The organism is Paraburkholderia pallida (assembly GCF_004524855.1).
In the GTDB taxonomy this organism is placed as follows: domain Bacteria; phylum Pseudomonadota; class Gammaproteobacteria; order Burkholderiales; family Burkholderiaceae; genus Paraburkholderia; species Paraburkholderia oxyphila.
The window spans coordinates 106,175-122,657 of record NZ_CP038150.1 but is presented as its reverse complement, the minus strand read 5'-3'; the positions used below and the strand labels follow the sequence as shown (position 1 = coordinate 122,657).

Sequence of the window (16,483 nt, the reverse complement as noted above, 5' to 3'; positions counted from 1 at the left end):
CCCTGTCTCGCGCGCGCCTCAGGCGCGCACGAGTGCGTTCTCGATCGAGCCGATGCCGTCGATCGACGCCACCATCACGTCGCCCGGCTTCAGAAAGATGCCGCGGCCCATGCCGACGCCCGTGGGCGTGCCGGTCGCGATCACGTCGCCGGGCTGCAGCGTCAGGATCGACGAGAGATAGTGGATCTGCTCGGCAATGCTGAAGATCATCTCCGACGTGCTGCCGTCCTGCATGGTTTCGCCGTTCACGGCGAGGCGCATGCGCAGGTTCTGCGGCTCGGCAATGCACGCGCGCGGCACGAGCCAGGGGCCGAAGGGACCGAAGGTATCGAAACTCTTGCCGCGAAACCAGTCGTGTTTGAACGGATAGTCGGTGCGGCGGTTCAGATCGCGCGCGCTCACGTCGTTGAGCACGGTATAGCCCGCGACGTGCTCGAACGCGTCCGCCACGGCGATGTGGCGGCCGCCGCGGCCGATCACGACGGCCAGTTCCACCTCCCAGTCCACGCGTTGCGCTTCGGCCGGCATCACGACGTCGGCGAGCGTGGGCACCACGCTCGTTTCGGCCTTCATGAACATGTAAGGCGTGCTTTCCTCGCGCGGCGCGAGCTCGGTGCCCATTTCGCGCGCGTGCTCGTAGTAGTTCGACGCCGCCGCGAAGATGCGCCGCGGCGTGAACGGCACCCGCAGCCGGTAGCCCACTTGCGGCGCGACGCCCGCGGTGCCCTCGGCCACGGCGCGCGCCGCGCGCTCGAGATCCGCCAGCGTGGCCGCACTCGTTGCGTCCCAGTGGGCGACGAGCGTGTCGACGTCGAGCGGCGCGTTCGCGCCTCCCGTGCGCGCGAGCAGCGCCTCGGCGTCGTACAGCGCGCCGTCCACCACGATCCCCGCCGCCGTGCGGCCGTCCCGTTCATACGTTGCAATCGCGTACCAGATCACTTGTGTCCTCGCTTGTTCAATCGTCAGGCTGATCTTCGAATCGTCGCTTCTCGTATACAATGATGACATTGTGTATTTTTAATAATATTCAGGTATACACCAAGCGGGCATTCTCCCGCCGCCGCGTACACTGGAGCCCAGCTGGCCGACCGGCATGCCCGATTGAGCCGCTCTGGCGGCTGGCGCATAATGTTCCAGCTCCGCACCAGGCCGCTTCCCGGGCTACGGCGCCCAACCCACGACCGACACGATGACGACGCTCTCCTCCAAGATTTATCGCCTGCTGTTCGACGAAATCATCGACGGCACGCTCGAGCCGGGCCAGAAGCTCGAAGAAGCCGTGCTCGCCGAGCGCCTGAACGCCTCGCGCACGCCCATCCGCGAGGCGCTGCGCGAGTTGGCCGCGCGCGGCATGGTCGAGCTCACGCCGCGCAAGGGCGTGGTCGTGGCGCAATTCAGCCTCGACGAGCTGGCCGACATGCTCGAGGCCATGTGCGAGCTCGAAGCGCTGTGCTGCCGCCTGAGCGCGCAGCGCATGAGCCTCGTCGAGAAAAAGCAGCTCGAAGAGCTCGAAACGGAAATGAACGCGGCCATCGCGCGCAGCGACGAAGCCACCTATCTGCAGCTGAACCGCGAATTCCACGAGCTGATCTGCAAGGGCGCACAGAGCAAGTCGCTCGCGTCGATCATCGCGGTGCAGCGCCAGCGGCTCGCGGGCTTTCGCGCGGCGCAGCCCGCGTCGCCCTCGCGCTTCGAGGCGGCGGCCGGCGAGCACCGCGAGATCGTCGCCGCCATCCTCGATTCGAACCCCGAGCGCGCCTACAACGCGATGCGCGACCACACCGCGCGGCTCTCGATCGTCGTGCTCGGGCGCCTGAAGCGCCAGCGCAGCGAGCGCGAGCGCGCCTGAGCCCGCGCAGCCCGCACGCCGCGTCTTCATCGCGCCGCCGCCTGCGCGAGCGCGGGCATCGCGAAGCCTAGCGCCCGCAGTTGTGCGAGCAACGCGCGCGCATCGAGCGCCCCATACGGCACGAGCGGCGGCCGCACACGCGCCCAGCCGGCATGTCCCGAGTAATGCGCCACGACGGCTTTGAGCGCGGGAATCATCGGCAGCGCCTGCAACGCGAGCCGGATCGTCGAGACCCGCTCGACACAGGCGCTGCGTGCCTCCAGCGTGGCCGCCGCGAGCACCTCCGCAATCGCGGCGGGCTGCAGGTTCGCCGTGGCCGAGATGCAGCCCGCCGCGCCCAGCGGCAGCGCGAGGCCCAGCAGCGCCTCCGAGGCGGGAAACACCTTGAAGCCCGGAAAGCGCGCGAGCAGCCCCGCCGTGTTCGCCCAGTCGCCCGAGCTGTCCTTGATCCCCACCACGGTGCGCGGGTATGCGGCCACGAGCCGCTCGATCAGCGCGTGAGAGATCGGCACGCCAGAGAGTTGCGGGATGTGATAGAGCAGCACGCGCAAGTCGTTCGAGCCCACCGCCTCGATCACCTCCGAGTAGTAGGCAAAGAGCCCGTCGTCGCTCACGCCCCGGTAGTAGAGCGGCGGCAGCATCAGCACGCCGGCGCAGCCTGCCTGCGTCGCATGGCGCGTGAGCTCGATGGCGTCGGGCAGCGCGCATGCGCCCGTGCCCGGCAGCAGATGGGCCGGATCGATATCGGCCGCGCACACGCGCTCGAGCACGGCGCGCCGCTCGGCCACGCTCAGCGAATTGGCCTCGCTGTTGGTACCGAATAGCGCGAGACCCGCGCCCTGCCCGACTAGCCAGCGGCAGTACGCAACGAGTTGCGGGATGTCGACGGCGAGCGTGGCATCGAACGGCGTGAGAACCGGCGCGAACACGCGCGGCGCGGCGAAAGCGGACATTCTGTTCTCCTGAAGATGGAAAGAGGAAGACGGCCGTTCATGAGCGGAAGAACGCGAGCATCGCGTCGCCGAGCAGCGTCTCGCCGGAGTCGAAATGGGCGACCACCGAAGTGTGGTTGTGGCGCGCCATCTGCATGAAACGCAGCGGCTGCGCGCGCTGTCCTGCGCTTTTGCCGCGCTGGCGCGCCTCGGCCACGCGCGCGAAGAAAGCGGCGCCGTAGGCGTCGAGATACGGATTCTCGAATTCGGCCACCACGATCATCAGCGGCACGTCGATGCGCGCGGCGTGCGCGAGCGGCGAGCGCTGCGCATAGTCCGCTTCGTTTGCGCCGAAGTACGCGCGCACGCCGGCGGCATTGGGGTTGTCGGCGAGGACGTCGGCCACGAGGCGCGCGCTGATCAGCACGGCGCCCGCCGGCGGCGCGTACGCGCCGGCCTTTCGCTGCGCGTCGAGCAATGGATCGCCGAGCACAGCCGCAACATGCGCGCCGCCCGCCGAATGGCCGACCAGAAAGATCCGCCCTGCGTCGCCGCCAAACTCGGCCACGTGCGCACGCGCCCACGCGAGCGCGGCGGCAACATCCTCGGCGCCCGCCGGATATGGCGCTTCGGGCGCGAGCCGATATTCCACATTGAGGGCCACGCAGCCCTGGCGCGCGAACCAGCGCGGCACGTTGTCGTAAATGAGTCCGTTCACGCTCTTGCGGCCGCGCACGAACGCGCCGCCGTGCACGAACAGCACGACGTCAGCGCCTCCCTGGGCGTGCGTCGCGGGTTGCACGAACACGTCGAGGCGCTGGCGTGCGTGCGGGCCGTAAGCACGGTCGCGTGTGATTTCGCAGGTGCTGTCGGCCGCGCTCGCCGCCGCGACGAGCGGGCTGTACGCCTCGATCACGCAATCGCGATGCGCATTGATGTCGCCTCCCCAGATACGCCCGATCTGTGCGAAGCGCTCCCGAATTTCATCAGACAAATTACCCAGCGGCTCCCGTACAGCGTGCATCCCAGACCTCCGTTGCATGACCTCGAGCGGCGAACGGGAGTCATTCTGGTATAGAAAAATTCTTTTGTGTATACACAAGACGTACGTAGTATACCCAATGAAGTTTTGAGCCGATTTGCGCGACAGTCGCGGAAACTCCCTCGGCGGCGCGCGCCGCCCACACCTTTTTGCGAGGACTTTCCATGGACAAGCTTCGTCATATCGCGCTCTCGGTCGAAGACCCCGAGGCCGCCGCGCGCTTCTTCGAAGAGGCGTTCGGCATGCGCCGCGCGGGCAACGCGATGCGCGGGATCTACATGACGGACGGCACGATGAACGTCGCGCTGCTGAACTTCAAGGACGAGACGGTGCCCGGCTACGCGGGCCTGAAGGACGTGCGCGGCGTGATTCACTTCGGCATGTGGGTCGACGACGTCGAGGCCACGGCCGCGCGCGTCGTGGCCGCGGGCGGCACCTACCTGACCGGCCGCCACGAGCAGGATCCGAACGTGTTCTACGAAGTGAAGTACCGCATGCCGGACGGCACCGTGTTCGACATCACCGCGAACGGCTGGAAAGGCGCGGTCAAGGAGGTCGTGCCGGGCGGCGCGCAACCGTGAGCGCGCCGCCCAGAGTTCTCGCGCTGATCGCGCTGCCGGATGCGACGCTGGACGCGCTGCGCCGCGACTACACGGTCGACTATCACCCGGACGGCAGCCTGCCCGGCAACGACGGCGCCCACACCGTGCGCGCCGTCGTGACGAACGGCTCCACGGGACTCGACGAAGCGCGCATGGCCGCATTGCCCGCGCTCGAGATCGTCTGCGCGTTTGGCGCGGGCTACGAGAACGTCGATGTCGCGGCGGCCGCGCGGCGCGCGATCGTCGTCGCGCATGCGCCCGGCACGAATGCGGCCACCGTCGCCGATCATGCGTTCGGCCTCATGCTCGCGCTCGCACGCGGCTACGCCCCGCTCACGCAGGCGGTGCGGCACGGGCAATGGCAGGCCTCGCGCGATGCGCGGCCCACGCTCGCGGGCGCGGCGCTCGGCATCATCGGCATGGGGCGCATCGGCCGGCTGATCGCGGCGCGCGCGCAGGGCTTTCAAATGTCGATCGGCTATCACGGGCGCTCGCCGCATGCGGATGCGCCCGGCCGCTACTACGCCAGCCTCGTTGAGCTCGCGGCCACTAGCGACTTTCTCGTCGCCGCATGCCATGGCGGGCCGGCCACCCGTCATTTGATCGACCGCGCGGTGCTGCGCGCGCTGGGGCCGCGCGGCTACGTGATCAACGTCGCGCGCGGTTCCGTGATCGACACGCAGGCGCTGCTCGACGCCTTGCACGCAGGCGAAATCGCGGGCGCGGGACTCGACGTGATCGAAGACGAGCCCCATGTGCCGCCCGCGCTGCTCGCCTACCCCGAGGTGCTCGTCACGCCCCACGTCGCGGGCCGCTCGCCCGCCTCGTGGCTCGCGCAGCGCGATGCGCTGCTCGCGAGCCTCGCACAGCATTTCCATGGCGAGCGCGTCGAGCAAGCCGTCTCCCCGCGTTGAGACACCATGGCGCGCCTGCATCATGCGCGCGCTTTCCTTCACGATCCACGGCCTGTTCGCGCGAGCAGCAGGCTCGCACTTGCCGTGCCCGCAACCGTGGCGCGGCGCGCTGCGCATGCCCCCGCGCCGCGTGCGCGTGCCGCGTATCAGGGTGAACCCGCTATAACGAAATCGCCGCTTTGTATAAAAAAATAACGCTACGAATTTATTATTTTCTGTCCGTATAATTTTTCACGTTTGTGTATACACGAAGGATGTCACACGCAAACGGACGCAAGCCAGAACGGTGCGGCGCTCGCAGCGAAAGCCGAAAGCAGCCGCAACCGACGACGACGAGGCGCATCGACGCCCGGTGCGCGAAGCCCATTGCGCGCACACACACAGAACGATAATCATCTGGAGATCGAATGAAAAAGAAGGTATTCGTGGCGGGCGTCGCACTCTGTGCCAGCGCCGGCGCGTACGCCCAGTCGAGCATCTGGCTGTCCGGTTACGTCGACCTGAACATCGAGCATCTGATTTCCTCGGGCTCCGGCGGCAACGTGTGGCGCATGTCGAGCGGCGGCCTGAACAACTCGCGCTTCAACCTGAGCGGCGTGGAGGATCTTGGCGGCGGCAACAAGGCCGTGTTCACGATCGAGCCCATGTTCTCCGCGAATACCGGTGTGCAGTCCGCGCAATTTCGTCAGTCGTTCGTCGGGCTCAAGGGCAACTGGGGCGAGATTACGTTTGGCCGCCAGTTCACGCCTTCGTACTGGATCGCGGGCTACGCCGACCCGAGCTGGGCCGCCGACTTCAGTATGGTCGACAACATGGAGTTCTTCTACGCGTCGTATCGCGTGGACAATGCGATGCAGTACAAGACGCCTACGTTCTACGGCTTCACTGGCCGCATCATGTACACCACGGGCGTGGGCGACGGCACGCGCGCGGGCCGCTTCCTCAGCACCGGCGCGGACTACCGCAACGGCCCGGTGTTCCTCGGCGCCGTGAGCGAGCTGCAGTACACGCGCGACATCTTCAACGCGTCGGAGATTCATTCGTCACGCGACAATTATTTCTCGGCCGTCTATCGCTTCGGCGGCTTCGAGCCGACGCTCATCTATCACACCTATAACGGCTACTACGCGTATCCGCCGTATGTCGCGTTCAGTTCGCAGGGCTGGGACGTGCAACTCGGCGCGCGCTGGAACATCGACGGGCGCAACCGCCTTTACGCGAGCGTGGTCCACCGCCACGACGACAACAACGTGAAAGTGGGCACCGCGACGGGCGCCGTGGTTGGCTATCTCTACGGCGTCTCGAAGCGCACCGATTTGTACGCGACCTTCGCGCACGTCTGGAACCGCCATAACGTGGCCGTGCCGTATCCGGTCACGTTCCAGGCCTACCCGAACGCCGGCCAGAATCCGTCTGGCTTCCAGCTTGGCATTCGTCACGCATTCTGATTCAGGGCGCGCGCCACGCCAAGCACCGCGCCACACGATAAAAGGAGCACACATGCAAGTCATCCGCCGTCGGCAACATTGGCACCATCGGCACCCGAAGGATTTGAAAGATCTCAAGGCCGTGCTGGCCAGAGGCTCGACGCTCGCACTCATCGCGGCCGCGGCCGCGACGTTCGCCGCAAGCGCACAAACGGCCAGCGCCGACGAAGCAGCCGCCGCCCACACCGCTGCGGCGGCCAGCGCGCCGCAAGCGAGCGGCACGCCGGGCGAGCCCAACGTTCAGGATCCCTGGCTCGCGGGCTGGCTGCGCCTCACGCCCGAGCGCCGCCCGGTGCCGCTCAAGCCCGGCGTCGACTATGGCATGGACCCGGCCACCGGCAAGTTCGTCTGGCCGAAGGCGACGCCCGAAGTGCACCAGGGCCAGCGCTTCCCCGGCGAGATGACCACGTGGGACAAGAACAGCTACACGAAGAACGTGAAGGTGCTGGCGTTCTATCCCGGTGTGGATTCGCCCTTCCACGCCTGGAACAACATCATCGATTTCGATGGGCACCGCTATCTCTACATCCACGACCGCGACTATCTGCGCATCATGGACGTGACCGATCCCGTGCACGGCAAAGTCGTGTACTCGCGCGGCGGCGTGTGGGGGCCGAAGGGCTCGAGCGAGCCGTTCGACGCCAACAACGTTCACGGCTACCTTGGCGGCGCGACGATCGCGTGGAGCAAGAAGCTCGGCAAGCCGGTGCTGGTGGCGTCGTTCGAGATCGGCCGCTACGGGCTCATGACCGAGAAGATCGACCAGCCCGAGAAAGTGGCGGCGCAGCGTCACTACAACTCGCTCAAGGGCTTCCGCGTGTTCGAGATGGATGGCCCGCTGCCGAACCAGTGGAAGCTCATTGCGACGCGCACGACCGACTACCAGCACCCCAACGCGCCGATCGGCCAGCAGCAGGGCTCGGGCTCGCTCGACGCGCCCGAATACTACGGCGGCAAGTACATGCTCGTGTCGTCGGCGCCCAACGACAGCTACGCGCTCACCGAATACCCGAACTATCTGTACTCGCCGGGCTACCAGGTCTGGGACATGTCCGATCCCGCCAACCCCGTATTCGTGACGCAGATCGCCGTGCCGGGCCAGGTCCTCGGCAACAAGGCCGATGAGGACGCCTACCTGATGAATCCGCGCGCGGGCAACCGCACGTCGTGGATGGGCTCGCGCAATCCGATCTTCCTGCCCAAGCCGCTCGAGAACGGCGGCAAGATCGGCTTCGGCGCGATGGGCGGCCTGGGCTTCTACGCGTTCGATCTGTCGAATCCGGCGAAGCCGAAGATCCTCAGCAGCGTGAACACGCCGCCGAGCTACGCGGGCACCGAGTTCGACAACGCCGACGTGAGCCAGTACGCGCGCACCGGCTACGTGCTGACCAACGGCTATCCGATGAATCGCGACTGCTACGAGCCGTTCAAGGACATTTACGTGATCGACGCGCGCGATCCGGCGCATCTGAAAGTGGCGACCACGCTGCCTCGTCCCGAAGTGCCCGAAGGCGCGCCGTTCACCGACTTCTGCCAGCGCGGCGGCAACTTCGGACCGAAACGCGCCAATGCGATCGGCCAGCCCGGCGGCTGGCGCCAGGGCATCGTGCCGTATTCGTACTACAACGCCGGCGTGCAGATCTTCGACGTGAAGGACCCCGCGCATCCGAAGATCGCCGGGTACTTCGTGCCCGCGCTCGCGGACGAGTCGCAATTGCCCACCTACACGCTCGGCAAAGGCGTCTTGGCGATCTACACCGAGTACGACCGCAACATCATCTGGGCCTTCACGGAAAACGGCGCCTATGCGCTTTCGACGCCGCTGCTTGGCGAACCCGTGCTGGGCATGCCGGCCAGGGCCTGGCCGCCGCGCTGATCCCGCACGCGGGCCGGGCGCCGCAACGGCGGCGCCCGGAGGACATTCGTCCTTTTATATGTACACCATGCTCGACGCGAGGGTGCCGCAGGGAATGCGACTTGATAGGATCTCACGTGCATCGAGCAGCCGTTCTGCGCGGCACGGCTGCCCGCACAGTGAGTAACGCCGCGAAACGATCTACCCATCCTCCAGGATCGACATTTCATGCCAGAACGTATTTCTTTTGGACAACTACCGACCAAGCTGGTCGAAGCCGTGATCGGCGTCGAGCAGTATGTGAACACCACCGGTCTCGATTTCAAGCTGCTGGAGCTGGTCCGCGCACACGTCTCGCAGTTGAACGGCTGCGCATACTGCCTCGACCGTCACATCAAGGAAGGGGTCCATGCGGGCGAAGATCCGCTGCGCTATAACCTGTTGCCGGTCTGGCACGAGACCCCGCAACTCTACAGCGCGAAGGAGCAGGCCGCGCTGCGCTGGGCCGAAGCGCTGACCTTGATCAGCGAGAATGAGATCGGCGAATCACTCGTCAAGGCGACCTACGAGCACTTCGATCGCGACGCGCTCGCGAACCTGACCTTGGCCGTCGCGCAGATCAACACGTGGAACCGGATCGCAAAGCCGTTTGCGTGGGAAGCCGGCGTGTTCCAGGCGGGCTGATTCGCGTAACGGACACTGTATCCGACGCAGGGCGGCCCGCTTCGCGCCGGAAGCGGCCCGCCCTGCCCGTGCTACCGGTGCGCGTTCAGCGCGTCCTTGAAGTTCTTGCCTGCGGTGAACTTCACCGTTCTCGTCGCCGCGATATTGGTCTGCTCGCCCGTCACGGGATGTCTTCCAACGCGAGCACCGCGCTTGCCCCGGCTAAACGAACCGAAACCGATTAGCTGCACCGTATCGCCTCTGGCAACCGCCTTCGTGATGGCGCCAACCAGCCCATCGATCGCTTCGCCGGCGACAGCCCTGTTTAGACCCGTAGCGAATGCAACGGCATCGATCAATTCACGCCTGTTCACACCATGCTCTCCCCGCATCAGAATACGTGCTTGATGCCGACACGCGAAAGGAACTGGTCCGAAGCCGACGAAGTGCCAGCGAGGAAAATTGACGCCGTCGTTTCGGGCCCCGACGCCTTCTGCGCCGCCAGGTCGATGTAGACGTCCGTGCTATGCGAGAGCGCGTAGTCGAGGCCCAGATTGAGCGTGTACCACCGCGACTGCTCGAACCGGTCGACGGAGACCTGGGCGGAGAGCAAGGTCGCGGGCGTCACGCTATACGTCGTGCCAAGGCGCAGCAACTGGTCGGTCGACGCCAGGCCGCGCTCCTTGAGTTGCGTGTTCGAATACGTGAGCGACGGCGTCCACGCGCCGAGCTTGTACGACGCGCCCAGGGCCGCAATGCGCTGGTTGTCGACGATGAACGTGGTGTTCGGCTGCACCGGCAAGCCCAGCACGGTATGCGCGCCAAGCTGCCCCGCGCCGATGGGCGCGCCGTTGATGTCGGTCACGACCGCCATTGCCGAGAACGGGCCGTGCTGGTACTGGACCATCCCGCTGTAAGCCCGGCCCGCGTTCATCGTCAACGGTCCCGCGTACTGGCCGAACGCGTACATCGCGCCAAACGAGAGCCCGCCGAACGCCGCACTGCGATAACTGACGCTATTGTTCAGGCGCTCGCCTGAAATGCGGTCGAGGTCCGCGTTTTCGACCGCATAGATGCCGCAGCCGATGCACGGCATGTACGGTTCCAGCAGCACCGTGAAGTCGTAGTGGCGGCCGAACGTCAGCGTGCCGAGGTTGTTGTCACGCAGGCCCACGTAGGCTTGCTTGCCGAACATCAGGCCGCCCTGGCCCGTTGCGCCGGTGGTGGCGGAGAAGCCGTTTTCGAGCTTGAACAAAGCGGCCATGCCGCCGCCGAGGTCCTCGGTGCCGGTCAGGCCGAACGCGTTGGCGCGGCTGATGCCGCCCTGCTCCATGACGCTCGACTTGCCCGCCACGTTGTTGACGTAAGTAATACCGTTGTCGATGCTGCCGTACACCGTCACCGAAGACTGGGCATAGGCCTGCACGGAAAAAGCTTGTAGCAGAACGGCTGCAACTGCGTACCCCTTCATTGACTGTCTCACTCCATTGGGTTTTATGTTCAGGCCGGGCTGGTGCGCCAGTCCGGCTTCAAGATTCCCGGCAGCAGCAGGCCGCTCGCGAGGCCGATCGCGACGCTGAGCTCGACGTAATAGATCGGCGCGAGATTGCTGCCGCTCAGCTTCACGAGCCAGACGTTCACGAACGGGGCAAGGCCGCCGAACACCAGCACCGCGACGTTGTAGGCCAGCGCGGCCGCCGTCGAGCGCACCGCGGCGGGAAACACCTCGGCGAGGATCACGGGCATGGGGCCCCAGAGCAGGCCCATGAAGCACGCCACGCCCGCCTGCAGCGCCAGCAACGTGCCGGCGGAAGGTGCAGCGGCGAAGCGATGAAAGAGCCACCACGCCACCAGGCCGTAGCCGATCGTGGCGGGCAGGTACACGGCCTTGCGCCCGAAGCGGTCCGAGAGATGGCCCGCGAGCGGGCACACCGCGAACACGATTGCCATCGCGATGAAGGTGCCGCGGTTCGCCTGCGCGGCGGGCACGCCCAGCTGCTTCGCGAAGAGCGGCAGAAAAATCACGAACATGTAGGCCGACACCGTGCCGACCACGCAGACGCCCGTGCTCGCGAACAATGCACGCGCGTGCTTCGTGAAAAGATCGCGCAGTCCCGAGCCGGCCTCTTTCGCCTCGCCATGGCCGCCTGTGCCCGCTTTGGCACCGGTTTTCGCCGCCACGCAAGCGACAAACTCCGGCGATTCGTCTACGCGCGAGCGAATCAGCCAGCCCAGCGGACCGATCAGGATGCCGAACAGAAATGGCAGCCGCCATCCCCACGATTCGAGCTGCGCAGCCGTGAGGAGGTCCGTCAGCAGCCAGACGGTCGCCGCGCCGCACAGGAACGACAGCGCCTGCGCGCACATCTGGAAGCTGCCGAGCAGGCCGCGCCGGTGCGCGGGCGCGAACTCGATCAGCATCGTGGTCGCGCCGCTGAACTCGCCGCCCGCGGAGATCCCCTGAATCATGCGTGCGAGCACGATCAACGCGGGTGCAGCGATACCGATGCGCTCATAGGACGGAATCAAGCCGATCATGCCTGTACCAGTCGCCATCAGCGTAATCGTGAGCGAGAGCGCCCGCTTGCGGCCCACGCGGTCGCCGTACATGCCGATCAGGATGCCGCCTGCGGGGCGCACCGCGAAGCCCACGCCGAAGGTCGCGAGCGCCAGCATCAGCGAGGTCATCGGCCCGCCAGCGGGAAAATACAGCTTGGCGATCATGGCGGCGAACAGACCATAGATCGCGAAGTCGTACCACTCGAAGGCGTTGCCGAGCACGGCGGCGGCAACCACTCTACGAAGCATGGCTGGGGATGGGGTGGCCTTTGGGCTCACATCTGTCTCCTCGTAACATATTCTGCACTACGTACCGGTTATGCGATCGGCGGCCCATCGCGCTTCGGCGCGCGCACACGCGCCGCGCCTGCGCCCTTCAGTTCAGGCCAGAAAGCGCTCCACCAGCTTGACCCAGTACGTGGCGGCAAGCGGCAGGCAGGCGTCGTTGAAGTCGTAGCCGGGGTTATGAACCATGCAGCCGCCCTCGCCCTCTCCGTTGCCGGTGATCAGGTAGCAGCCGGGGCGCGCTTCCAGCAGAAACGCGAAGTCCTCGCTGTTGGTCAACGGCTTCATGTCCTCGACGAGCCCCTCTTCGCCGAGCCATTCGCGCGCGACGTCGCGCGCCAGCGCCGTTTCGTCCGGATGATTGACTAGCACCGGATAGCGCCGGTCGTAATGCACCTCGGCACGCGCGCCGAAACTCTCGGCCTGGGCTTGCGCGAGCGTCGTGATGCGCCGTTGCAGCAAATCGCGCACTTCCGGCCGGAAGGCGCGCACGGAGATGCGCATCTGCGCGCTGTCGGGAATCACATTGGGCGCCTGGCCAGCCTGTATCGAGCCGACCGTCACGATGGCCGCGTCGAGCGGATTGACGTTGCGCGCGACGACGCTTTGCAGCGCCATCACGAGCGATGCGCACACGACGACCGGGTCGACCGCCGCGTGCGGCACGGCGCCGTGGCCGCCCCTGCCAATCACCCGGATGGTGACGGTGTCCGAGGACGCCATGAACGGCCCCGCGACGAAACCGAACTTGCCGACCGGAATGCCCGGCATGTTGTGCAACGCGAAGATCGCGTCGCAGGGAAAGCGCTCGAACAGGCCGTCTTCGAGCATTTCGCGGGCGCCCCCCTGGCCTTCCTCGGCGGGCTGGAAAATCAGATTCAGCGTGCCCTTGAAGGGCTTGTGCTCGGCCAGGTATTTCGCGGCGGCGAGCAAAGCGGCCGTGTGGCCGTCGTGCCCGCACGCGTGCATCTTGCCCTCGAGCTTGCTCGCGTAGGGCAGGCCCGTCGCTTCCTGGATAGGCAGCGCGTCCATGTCGGCACGCAGGCCGATCGAGCGCCCTTCGCCGTTGCGCATCGTCCCGACGACACCCGTGCGACCGAGGCCGCGGTGCACTTCATAACCCCATCGCTGCAGGCAGTCAGCAACGAGGTCGCCCGTGCGGACTTCCTCGAAAGCCAGTTCGGGATGGGCATGAATCTCGTGACGGAGCGCGACCATTTCTGCTTCGATGGCGCGCATGCCGGGCGGAACGACGATATTTGGCACAGCGGGTCTCCTCGCGTAAGACGTGGGGGCAGCGACTACCCCTGATGGGCGAGGAAGCGATGGTAGGCGGACCCGCAGTGCCCAGGAAGTCCCAAAAGCGATATCCTGAATACTTTTGGTGTTCACCCCGGGCGGTCAGGACGCTCCAATCGGTCCGGACCCCATTCCATTGTCTGATTCATGAAAGTCCATCAACTGGAAGCGCTCGTTGCAGTCGCGGATACGGGCAGCATCCGCGCGGCCGCGCGGCTCGCCGGCCTGTCGCAAAGCGCCGTCAGCAAGACGCTGCGCGAGCTGGAGACGCAGCAGAAACTGCCGCTGCTCGTGCGCAACGCGAGCGGCATCGTGTTCACTGCGGCGGGAGACAAGTTGCTCAGCCATGCGCGGCTCGTGCTTGGCCAGCTACGGCGAGCCGACGAAGAGCTCGCCGAATTGCGCGGCGATCATGTGGGGCGGCTCTCGATTGCCGTCACGCCGTGGATCATGCACACCTTCGTGCCACAGGCGCTAATGCGCTTTCGCGAGCGCATGCCGAACGTGCAGTTGGAGATCTTCGAGGGACTCACGGCCGTGACACTGCCCCGTCTGCGCGAGGGGGTGATCGATTGCGCCGTGGTGCCCCACACGACGGCCATGCCGGCCCAGGAGTTCGAGAGCGAGCCGCTCTTTGCCTACGACACCTGTGTCATCGTGCGGCGCGGTCACCCGGCCTCGCACGCCACGTCGATGGCCGAGCTGCGCGACTATGACTGGGCGCTGAACTTCACTGTCGCGACCCGGCCTGCGCTGCTGAACGATCTGTTCTGGCAACACGGCATCGACATCGAGCCGCGCCGCCTGCATTGCGCGCATTCGGCCGCGTTCCTGCTCGATCTGGTCCGGCATGCCGAGATGCTCGGCTTCTGTCCGCGGCCCATGCTGGCCACGGAAGCGGCGGGCGGCTGGGTGCACGTCCTGCCGCTTGTCGAGCGCTTTCAAACCAGCAATGTCAGCATCGTCAGCCGGCGCAATTCGGTGCCCGGCGCGCCCGCCGAATGCTTCCTGGATTGCTTGCGTGGCGTCATCCGGCAGCGAGCGCGATCCGCGAATCCCGTTGACCGGGATTTGTTCGGCATGCTCGATTTGCTGATGTGAATTCAGCCACGCGCTTCACACCACGCCCTTGAGGCAATCCTCCGCGCGCCATCCATGCAGCCACTGCAGCGCGTCATAGAACTGCTCCTGCGTGCGGCCGACCCACATTGAATTGCGCACCTGGCGCTCCACGCCCTTCGCGTGATAGATGCGCCCCATTTCGCGCGCCGAATACAGCACGCGTGCCGTGCGCGGGATGCGCGCCTGCTCGTAGAGCTTGAACGCCGCCTCGAAATCGCCATCGGTCGCGGCCACGGCAGCGCCCAGCGTGACGGCGTCCTCGAGCGCCTGGCAGGCGCCTTGCGCGAGATACTGCGTCATCGGATGCGCGGCATCGCCGAGGATGGTCGCGCGCCCGAAGCTCCAGCGCTCGACGGGATCGCGGTCCGCCGTGGCCCAGCGCTTCCATGACTTCGGCCGGTCGAGCATCTGGTGCGGCAGCGGATGAATGCCCTCGAAATACGAAAGCACTTCCTCCTTGCTGCCCTCGCGCACGCCCCACTCCTCTTGCTCGCGGCTATGAAACGTCACCACGAGGTTGTATTGCTGGCCGCCGCGCAGCGGATAGTGAACGAGGTGGCAGTGCGGGCCGGCCCAGACCACCGGCGCGTTGATCTGCAAGTCCTTCGGCATGTCGGCAACGTCGACGACAGCGCGATACACCACATGCCCCGTCACGCGATGCTCGTCGCCGATCAGCGCCTTGCGGATCTCCGACTTCACGCCGTCGCAACCGATCACGGCATCGGCGCGGTAACGTTCGCCATGCTGGTCGATGACCGTGACGCCATCGGCATCCTGCTCCATCCCGCAGACCTGCGTGTCGGTGCGGAACTGGATCAGCGGATGATCCTGCACGGCCTCGAGAATCGACAGATGAATATCCGCGCGATGAATCACCGCGTACGGATTGCCGAAGCGCGCGCGATACGGCGCGCCGACGTCGATGCGCACCACCTCGTGCGCGTCGATCGCGTCCATCAGCATCATGGTGTCGGTGAATACGGAGCGGCTGCGCGCTGCGGCGCCCACGCCCAGCGCGTCGAGCGCATTGAACGCGTTCGCCGCGAGCTGAATGCCCGCGCCAATTTCCTTGATCTCGGGGGCCTGCTCGAGCAGCTGCACGCGAATGCCCTGGCGCGCGAGCGCCAGCGCGGCCGCGAGACCGCCAATGCCACCGCCGATCACGAGCACGCGCCGGCTCTTGCTGTTTGTCTCACTCATGGCTGTCTCCTGCCCTGCAATCAAGCGATGTAATCGGGCTGACGCTGCGGCTGTGCAGCGACAAACGCCGGGTGTTGCGAAGCGTGCTCATAGACGGCGAGGCTGCGTGCATACGCACTCAGATCGCAATCCATGCGCAGCGCGTTGGCGATCTGCGGCACGAGGCACACGTCCGCGAGCGTCGGCTGCGCGCCGAAGCACCACGGACCGGTGGCGCTGCGCGCGAGCATGCGCTCCACGCCCGCCATGCCCTCCTCGACCCAGTGCCGATACCACGCGGCCTTCTGCTGCGGCGTGACCTTCAGCTCCGTTTCCAGATAGCGCAGCATGCGCAGATTGTTGACGGGATGGATGTCACACGAAATCAGCAGCGCGAGTTCCAGCACGCGCGCGCGCGAATGCGTCTCGAGCGGGATCAGGCGCGGCTCGGGATAGCGCTGGTCGAGGTAATCGAGAATGGCCAGCGACTGGCCGAGCTTGAAATCGCCGTCGACGAGCGCGGGCACCGTAGCGGACAGATTGACGTTGGCCACATAATCCGCGGCGCGGTGCTCGCCGACGCGGATATTGACGGGCAGCGTGTCGTACGCGAGTCCCTTGAGCCCGAGCGCAATGCGCACTCGGTAAGAGGTCGAACTGTTGAAGAAGCTATGGAGTTGCATGGCGACGCC

General features: G+C 66.1%; 16 protein-coding genes. 7 read left to right on the top strand and 9 right to left on the bottom strand.

Annotated elements, in window-relative coordinates:
• Positions 1 to 18: 18 nt before the first annotated feature.
• Positions 19 to 939 carry a fumarylacetoacetate hydrolase family protein gene (locus E1956_RS27265; protein ID WP_134757825.1) on the bottom strand — a complete coding sequence of 307 codons (921 nt, stop codon included), beginning with the start codon at positions 937 to 939 and terminating at the stop codon, positions 19 to 21.
• A gap of 250 nt (positions 940 to 1,189) precedes the next feature.
• Here E1956_RS27265 and E1956_RS27260 point away from each other — a divergent pair, with 250 nt between their 5' ends.
• Positions 1,190 to 1,849 (top strand): GntR family transcriptional regulator, encoded by a 660-nt coding sequence (locus tag E1956_RS27260; protein ID WP_028222386.1) that lies wholly within the window; start codon positions 1,190 to 1,192, stop codon positions 1,847 to 1,849.
• Between the two features lie 26 nt (positions 1,850 to 1,875).
• Here the strand turns inward: E1956_RS27260 and E1956_RS27255 are convergent, their stop codons facing one another.
• Both E1956_RS27255 and E1956_RS27250 read right to left on the bottom strand, forming a co-directional pair.
• Positions 1,876 to 2,802 (bottom strand): dihydrodipicolinate synthase family protein, encoded by a 927-nt coding sequence (locus tag E1956_RS27255; RefSeq protein WP_134755097.1) that lies wholly within the window; start codon positions 2,800 to 2,802, stop codon positions 1,876 to 1,878.
• Positions 2,803 to 2,839: 37 nt separating this feature from the next.
• Positions 2,840 to 3,805: an alpha/beta hydrolase gene (locus tag E1956_RS27250; protein ID WP_134755095.1), complete on the bottom strand. Its 966-nt coding sequence runs from the start codon at positions 3,803 to 3,805 to the stop codon at positions 2,840 to 2,842.
• Between the two features lie 182 nt (positions 3,806 to 3,987).
• On the opposite strand from E1956_RS27250, the gene E1956_RS27245 reads away from it, so the two are divergent.
• The 5 genes from E1956_RS27245 (at position 3,988) to E1956_RS27225 (ending at position 9,365) form a co-directional block, all read left to right on the top strand.
• Complete coding sequence (locus E1956_RS27245; protein ID WP_134755093.1) at positions 3,988 to 4,404, top strand: VOC family protein; 417 nt, start codon at positions 3,988 to 3,990, stop codon at positions 4,402 to 4,404.
• Positions 4,401 to 5,339: a 2-hydroxyacid dehydrogenase gene (locus E1956_RS27240; protein ID WP_134755088.1), complete on the top strand. Its 939-nt coding sequence runs from the start codon at positions 4,401 to 4,403 to the stop codon at positions 5,337 to 5,339. Before E1956_RS27245 ends, E1956_RS27240 begins: the two co-directional genes overlap by 4 nt.
• A 407-nt stretch (positions 5,340 to 5,746) precedes the next feature.
• Positions 5,747 to 6,787, top strand: a complete 1,041-nt coding sequence (locus E1956_RS27235; protein WP_134755086.1) for a porin — start codon at positions 5,747 to 5,749, stop codon at positions 6,785 to 6,787.
• A 52-nt stretch (positions 6,788 to 6,839) separates the two neighbouring features.
• Positions 6,840 to 8,702, top strand: coding sequence for an LVIVD repeat-containing protein (locus E1956_RS27230; protein ID WP_232072023.1), 1,863 nt, complete (start codon positions 6,840 to 6,842; stop codon positions 8,700 to 8,702).
• Between the two features lie 207 nt (positions 8,703 to 8,909).
• Complete coding sequence (locus E1956_RS27225) at positions 8,910 to 9,365, top strand: carboxymuconolactone decarboxylase family protein (protein ID WP_134755084.1); 456 nt, start codon at positions 8,910 to 8,912, stop codon at positions 9,363 to 9,365.
• A 71-nt stretch (positions 9,366 to 9,436) separates the two neighbouring features.
• Here E1956_RS27225 and E1956_RS27220 read toward each other — a convergent pair whose 3' ends face one another.
• From E1956_RS27220 to E1956_RS27205, 4 genes are all read right to left on the bottom strand, one after another.
• Positions 9,437 to 9,718: an HU family DNA-binding protein gene (locus E1956_RS27220; protein WP_134755082.1), complete on the bottom strand. Its 282-nt coding sequence runs from the start codon at positions 9,716 to 9,718 to the stop codon at positions 9,437 to 9,439.
• Between the two features lie 17 nt (positions 9,719 to 9,735).
• Positions 9,736 to 10,815 carry a porin gene (locus E1956_RS27215; RefSeq protein ID WP_134755080.1) on the bottom strand — a complete coding sequence of 360 codons (1,080 nt, stop codon included), beginning with the start codon at positions 10,813 to 10,815 and terminating at the stop codon, positions 9,736 to 9,738.
• 29 nt (positions 10,816 to 10,844) lie between these two features.
• A complete protein-coding gene (locus tag E1956_RS27210) occupies positions 10,845 to 12,152 on the bottom strand; it encodes an MFS transporter (protein ID WP_232072021.1) in 1,308 nt (435 codons plus the stop codon).
• A gap of 132 nt (positions 12,153 to 12,284) precedes the next feature.
• Positions 12,285 to 13,427, bottom strand: coding sequence for a M20 aminoacylase family protein (locus E1956_RS27205; protein WP_043288652.1), 1,143 nt, complete (start codon positions 13,425 to 13,427; stop codon positions 12,285 to 12,287).
• A 207-nt stretch (positions 13,428 to 13,634) separates the two neighbouring features.
• Here E1956_RS27205 and E1956_RS27200 point away from each other — a divergent pair, with 207 nt between their 5' ends.
• On the top strand, positions 13,635 to 14,588 hold the full coding sequence (locus E1956_RS27200) for a LysR family transcriptional regulator (protein WP_134755076.1): 954 nt from the start codon (positions 13,635 to 13,637) through the stop codon (positions 14,586 to 14,588).
• A 15-nt stretch (positions 14,589 to 14,603) separates the two neighbouring features.
• Here E1956_RS27200 and E1956_RS27195 read toward each other — a convergent pair whose 3' ends face one another.
• Positions 14,604 to 15,812 (bottom strand): 3-hydroxybenzoate 6-monooxygenase, encoded by a 1,209-nt coding sequence (locus E1956_RS27195; protein ID WP_134755074.1) that lies wholly within the window; start codon positions 15,810 to 15,812, stop codon positions 14,604 to 14,606.
• A 20-nt stretch (positions 15,813 to 15,832) separates the two neighbouring features.
• The gene (maiA, locus tag E1956_RS27190) at positions 15,833 to 16,474 is read right to left on the bottom strand and encodes a maleylacetoacetate isomerase (protein WP_134755072.1); all 642 of its coding nucleotides are present in this window, start codon (positions 16,472 to 16,474) and stop codon (positions 15,833 to 15,835) included.
• Positions 16,475 to 16,483: the final 9 nt, after the last annotated feature.

What these genes read in the sequence shown, in the direction of transcription:
- E1956_RS27215 (WP_134755080.1), bottom strand. Translation starts at nt 10,815, where the DNA reads ATGAAGGGGTACGCAGTTGCAGCCGTTCTGCTACAAGCTTTTTCCGTG.
- E1956_RS27210 (WP_232072021.1), bottom strand. Translation starts at nt 12,152, where the DNA reads ATGCTTCGTAGAGTGGTTGCCGCCGCCGTGCTCGGCAACGCCTTCGAG.
- maiA (WP_134755072.1), bottom strand. Translation starts at nt 16,474, where the DNA reads ATGCAACTCCATAGCTTCTTCAACAGTTCGACCTCTTACCGAGTGCGC.
- E1956_RS27230 (WP_232072023.1), top strand. Translation starts at nt 6,840, where the DNA reads ATGCAAGTCATCCGCCGTCGGCAACATTGGCACCATCGGCACCCGAAG.
- E1956_RS27260 (WP_028222386.1), top strand. Translation starts at nt 1,190, where the DNA reads ATGACGACGCTCTCCTCCAAGATTTATCGCCTGCTGTTCGACGAAATC.
- E1956_RS27245 (WP_134755093.1), top strand. Translation starts at nt 3,988, where the DNA reads ATGGACAAGCTTCGTCATATCGCGCTCTCGGTCGAAGACCCCGAGGCC.
- E1956_RS27235 (WP_134755086.1), top strand. Translation starts at nt 5,747, where the DNA reads ATGAAAAAGAAGGTATTCGTGGCGGGCGTCGCACTCTGTGCCAGCGCC.
- E1956_RS27255 (WP_134755097.1), bottom strand. Translation starts at nt 2,802, where the DNA reads ATGTCCGCTTTCGCCGCGCCGCGCGTGTTCGCGCCGGTTCTCACGCCG.
- E1956_RS27225 (WP_134755084.1), top strand. Translation starts at nt 8,910, where the DNA reads ATGCCAGAACGTATTTCTTTTGGACAACTACCGACCAAGCTGGTCGAA.
- E1956_RS27250 (WP_134755095.1), bottom strand. Translation starts at nt 3,805, where the DNA reads ATGCACGCTGTACGGGAGCCGCTGGGTAATTTGTCTGATGAAATTCGG.
- E1956_RS27205 (WP_043288652.1), bottom strand. Translation starts at nt 13,427, where the DNA reads ATGCGCGCCATCGAAGCAGAAATGGTCGCGCTCCGTCACGAGATTCAT.
- E1956_RS27200 (WP_134755076.1), top strand. Translation starts at nt 13,635, where the DNA reads ATGAAAGTCCATCAACTGGAAGCGCTCGTTGCAGTCGCGGATACGGGC.
- E1956_RS27195 (WP_134755074.1), bottom strand. Translation starts at nt 15,812, where the DNA reads ATGAGTGAGACAAACAGCAAGAGCCGGCGCGTGCTCGTGATCGGCGGT.